This is a genomic window from Mitsuaria sp. TWR114, from assembly GCF_007997345.1.
The window spans coordinates 1-3089 of the sequence record NZ_VOSR01000777.1; the positions used below are offsets into that span (position 1 = coordinate 1).

Genomic DNA, 3089 nt, shown 5'->3' on the forward strand with positions numbered 1-3089 from the left:
GCGACCACCTCGGCATAGAGCCGACGCTCCTCGTCGTTGGTGATGAAGGGCTGGTAGGCCTGCTCCGCGGCGGCCAGCTCCTTGCGGGCGTTGGCGATCGCGCCTTCGATCTGGGCGCGCTCCTGGTGGTCGTCGGAGAGCAGATGGTCCGGCTCCATGCGACGGATCTGGTTGGCCTTGACCCGGATGGCGGCCATGCTCTGGATGCTGGGCAGCCAGTCCTCCGCGATCTCGGTCGTGTTCTCGTGGACCCGGTTGAGCTGCAGCAGCCCCATGCCGCCGACCAGCGCGCACAGCGCCACCAGCAGCACGAAGGACACGGTCAATTGCGTCGACAGACGCCAGGCGCCGATGTTCATGTGATCCCTCCTCCTCGGACAGACTGGATGAATTCCCCCCTGGCCGCGGGCGTGGGCTAGCCACCACCCGCCGGGGGTGTTTCCCCCCACATCGGCAGATCCTGCCCGGAAGTTGAGCGCAAGGGGGCGTTGGCCGCCACGCCTGTCGCCCATCGGAGGGACCCGCCGCGTGATTGGAACGGGCGGCGCGGGGAACGCGGGCGACGCCACGGGCGCAACAGGCTGGACGGCGCCGCGCCGGACGCGCCACAGGCGCCGCACGCACCGGCCCAGCAGGCGCGCAGCACCGGCGCGGGGACACGCACGGCGCGCGGGCTCATGCGGCCACGGCCCATTCGGAATGCGCGTGGCCGGCGATCTGGATCTGGCCCTTGCCGGTGCGCTTGACCGCGTACATCGATTCGTCGGCCGCGTGGAGCAGCTCGCGGCAGTTGTCGCCGCCGCCGCCGACCACCGCGCCGATGCTGGCGCCGACGGAGACCTTCTCGCCGCAGTCCAGCGTGATGCGGCGCTGGATCGAGAACAGGCAGCGCTGCAGCGTCTGCTCGACATCCTCCGGACGCGCGATGCCCGAGAGCAGGATCGCGAACTCGTCACCGCCCAGGCGGGCGACCACGTCGTTGCCGCGCACCAGGGTCTGCAGCCGCTGGCCGATCTCCATCAGCACCTCGTCGCCGGCCTCGTGGCCGTGCTGGTCGTTGATCGCCTTGAAGCCGTCCAGGTCCAGGTAGCAGACCGCGAAACCGCGGCCGGTGCGGCGCGCGCCCTGGATGGCGTCGCCGACCTTCTCCTCGAACAGGCGGCGGTTGGGCAGGCCGGTCAGCACGTCGCGCAGCGCCAGGTGCTGGGCCTGCTCCTCGCTGCGCTTGAGGCCGTCGATGTCCACCAGCATCCACATCGATTCGGTCTCCGAGACGACAGTGCCGTGCAGGTCCACCCAGAACTCGCTGCCGTCCTGGCGGCGCATGCGCAGCTGCGTCTGGAAACGGCCGCCGGCCCGCATCGTCGTCAGCGCGGTGTCGCGCACGCGGGCATGCTCCTGCGGGCTGAGGAACAGCCGGATGGCGGCCTGGCCGACCATCTCGCCGGGGCCGTAGCCGAACATGCGCTCCAGCGCCGGGTTGCTCCAGACGGCGTGGCCGTCGCGCACGCGCACCATGCCGATCAGGTCGTTCTGCAGCATCGCGTCCTGCTCGCGCGCCAGCTTCGCCAGCGCCTCCCGCGAGCGGCGCTCGCCGCGGTGGATGCGGTAGATCAGTCCCGAGGCGGCGGCCAGCGCCAGCGCCACCAGCGCCGCCAGCAGCGATTGCCGCACGAGCTGGGTGCGCCAGCCCGCCAGGAAGTAGTCGCTGCTCATGCCGGTGAACAGCGTCATCGAATACCCCGGCACCTTGCGATAGGCGGTGATGCGGTCGACCTGGTCGATCGCCGTCGGCGTGATGTAGACGCCGCGTTCGGGGTTCTGCTCGAGCGAGCGCTGCGCCTGCTCCGACAGCGACCGGGTGCCGAAGCCCTTGGTCGAATTGGGTTCGCTGGCGGAGTAGCGCGCCACCAGGTTCATCGCCTCCGAGCGCAGCGACACCGCGCCGGACGGGCCCAGGGCCACGCCGCTGAAGCGGTCGACGAAGTGCTTGGCGGTGACGACGGCGTACACGATGCCGTCGAAGTTGCCGTCGTGGTCGATCAGGCGGCGGGCCAGGATGATGCACCAGTGGTTCTGGGCGCGACTGTTCAGCGGCTCGGAGATGACCATCGCGTCGGTCGCGCGGGCCTGCGAGAAATAGGCGCGGTCGCCCACGTTGAAAGGCCGCTCGCCGGGCATCAGGCCGGTGGTGACGGTGCCGTGGATGTCGGCGATGCGCAGCGCGGTGACCTGCGGCAGCAGGCCGCGCTGCTCCTGCAGCAGCTTGGCGACCATCGCCGCCTGGTCCGCCGACTGGCGCGCGCTGCGGTAGCGCAGCGCGATCGTGGCCAGCGCGTTGTCGGTGTTGCGCAGCTCGGCGTTGATCTCCACGGCCATGTTCTGCGCCAGGTTCTCGACCACGTCGCGGGCGCGGTCGGTCTCGGTCGCGCGGTGGCTCCAGAGGCTCAGCGCCGTCATCCCGACCAGTGCGACGACCACCAGCAGATTGCCGGCCACCAGCCAGGACGCCATGGCGCCGCGCGGCGACCAGGACAGCCTGGGCAGCGTCGGCAGCGGAATGCGGGGCAGCGTCATTGCGAGTTTCATGGCGGGTCCTCCCTGGTGGTCCGGGTCGCGCGGCCTCAGCCGACGGCGACGGCGCGGGGGCCGTCGCTGGTCGGGGCGTGCATGGGGGCGTTGGCCGCGCCGCGCTTGCACAGCTCGTGCAGGTCGCTGAGCAGCTGCTCGAAATCGAAGGCCTTGTCGTAGAAGGCATCGGCGCCGCGGTGGCGGCACAGGCCGGCGACGACGCCGGAGGATTCGCCGCTGAGGACGAAGACTCGGCCGGGGTAGGCCTGGCCGCGCAGGCGCGTCAGCACCGACAGGCCGCTGCCCTGCGCCAGGCGCAGGTCCAGCAGGACGACGTCGGGGGTGGTGGCCATCACGGCGTCCACCGCTTCGTCCTCGCCGGAGGCTTCGGCGACGACCGTCAGTCCCTCCAGCTTGAGGGCGCGGCGCACCAGCAGCTGGCGCACGGGAACATGGTCTTCGATGACAGCGACTTTCATGGACGCCATGGTCCGCTTCCGTCGCCGCCGGCGCCAGCA

General features: G+C 71.0%; 3 protein-coding genes. All 3 read right to left on the bottom strand.

Annotated elements, in window-relative coordinates; genetic code table 11:
* The coding region (locus tag FUT87_RS24010) for an MCP four helix bundle domain-containing protein (protein ID WP_186830731.1) at nucleotides 1-359 on the bottom strand (359 nt) is incomplete at its 3' end.
* A gap of 316 nt (nucleotides 360-675) precedes the next feature.
* Entirely contained in the window at nucleotides 676-2589 is a 1914-nt protein-coding gene (locus FUT87_RS24015; RefSeq protein WP_147242619.1) for a diguanylate cyclase domain-containing protein, read from the bottom strand.
* Between the two features lie 35 nt (nucleotides 2590-2624).
* Nucleotides 2625-3050 (bottom strand): response regulator transcription factor, encoded by a 426-nt coding sequence (locus FUT87_RS24020; RefSeq protein WP_175538162.1) that lies wholly within the window; start codon nucleotides 3048-3050, stop codon nucleotides 2625-2627.
* Nucleotides 3051-3089 lie beyond the last annotated feature (39 nt).

Bases quoted from the DNA above. Each gene is read 5' to 3' on its own strand.
- FUT87_RS24015 (WP_147242619.1), bottom strand. From the start codon at position 2,589: ATGAAACTCGCAATGACGCTGCCCCGCATTCCGCTGCCGACGCTGCCC.
- FUT87_RS24020 (WP_175538162.1), bottom strand. From the start codon at position 3,050: ATGAAAGTCGCTGTCATCGAAGACCATGTTCCCGTGCGCCAGCTGCTG.